Genomic DNA, 1,781 nt, shown 5'->3' on the forward strand with positions numbered 1-1,781 from the left:
GCCAGGCGGCCCTGGGTCAGCAGCGCCACCGGCGCGCAGTCGGCCAGCATGTAGGCGAGCCGGTCGGCCGGATAGGCCGGATCCAGCGGCACATACGCCGCGCCAGCCTTGAGGATGCCGAGCAGGCCGACCACCAGGTCCAGCCCGCGCTGCACGCAGATTGCCACGCGCTGGTCGGGCTTCACGCCCTGCGCCAGCAGCGCATGCGCCAGCCGGTTCGCGCGCTGGTTCAATTCGGCATAGGTATACGTTTCTTCTTCGCTGCGCAGCGCCGGCGCCGTGCCGGCGCGCGCTACCTGGGCTTCGAACAGGCTGGCGATGGTCTGCGCACCGGATGGCGCCTGCTGTGTCGCGTTGAAGCCCAGCAGTACTTGCTCGCGCTCACGCGGCGACAGCAGTGGCAGGCGGCTGATGGCCTGCTGCGGCGCCTCGACGATGCCGCGCAGCAAACGCTGGAACGCATCGGCCATGCGCTCGATGCTGGCCGCATCGAACAGGCTTTGCGCATAAGTCCACGACAGGCTGAGTCCCAGCTCGGTCTCGGCGACATCCAGCTGCAGATCGAACTTGGCCCGCTCCTGCGCGCCGGCTGCTGCGGTCACGCTCAGGTCGGGCAATTCCAGCGCGGCAAGTGCATTGTTCTGCAGGGCGAACATCAGCTGGAACAGCGGGGCATGGGCCAGGCTGCGGGTCGGCTTCAGCTCGTCCACCAGCATTTCGAACGGCACTTCCTGGTGTTCGTAGGCCGACAGCGCCGCCGCCCGGGTCTGTTGCAACACGCTCGCGAACGTGGGGTCGCCGGACAGATCGGTACGCAGCACCAGGGTGTTGACGAAGAAGCCGATCAGCGGCTCCACATCGGCATGCAGGCGGCCGGCACTGGGCGTGCCGAGCACGATGTCGGTCGCACCGCTCCAGCGCGACACCAGCACCGCGAACGCTGCCTGCAACAGCATGAACAGGCTGGCGTCATGCTGGCGCGCCAGGGCCTGCAGCGCAGCCAGGGTGGGCGCATCCAGCAGTTGCTCGACACGGGCGCCGTCGAAGCGCTGCTGCGCCGGCCGCGGCCGGTCCAGTGGCAGGCTGTGCAGCGCCGGCAAGCCCGCCAGCTGCGTGCGCCAGTAGCCGAGCTGCGCCTGCAAGGCCTCGCCGTGCAGGCGCCGGCGCTGCCAGGCCGCATAGTCGGCATACTGCACCGGCAACGGCGCCAGCTGCGCCGGCCGGCCCTGGCGCAACGCGCCGTACAGGGCCACGAATTCGCGCACCAGCACATCCAGCGACCAGCCGTCGCAGGCGATATGGTGCAGCGTGAGCAGCAGCGCGTAATCGTGCTCGCCGCTGTGCACCAGGCGGCAGCGCAGCATCAGATCCTGCGCCAGATCGAACGGCTGCGCCGCTTCGTCGGCAGCCAGCTGCTGCAGCCGCTGCGCACCGGCGGCGGCAGGCAGCCTGCGCAGATCGTCGCAGGCCATCGCCACAGCGCGTGCCGGCTGGATCTGCTGCAGCGCCGCGCCATCGGTGTCGCTATAGACGGTACGCAGTATTTCGTGCCGCGCCACCAGCGTATCCAGCGCCTGCTGCAAGGCCGGCACATCCAGCTCGCCACGCAGGCGCAGCAGCAGCGGCATGTTGTATTGCGCACTGCCGCCTTCCAGGCGGTCGATAAACCACAGGCGCTGCTGCGCGAACGACAGCGGCAGCGGCGCATCGCGGCCGGCCTGGGGGATTGCCTCGCAGGCCGCGGTTGCCTGCGCATCGAGATGCGCCGCAAGGCGCTGCAG

General features: G+C 69.6%; 1 protein-coding gene. It reads right to left on the reverse strand.

Going from position 1 to position 1,781, the window contains the following annotated elements; genetic code table 11:
- Nucleotides 1-1,781 (reverse strand): condensation domain-containing protein (locus tag DFR29_RS28775; protein WP_166654429.1); only part of this gene is annotated, 1,781 nt, incomplete at both ends.

The organism is Tahibacter aquaticus (assembly GCF_004363655.1).
Taxonomy (GTDB): domain Bacteria; phylum Pseudomonadota; class Gammaproteobacteria; order Xanthomonadales; family Rhodanobacteraceae; genus Tahibacter; species Tahibacter aquaticus.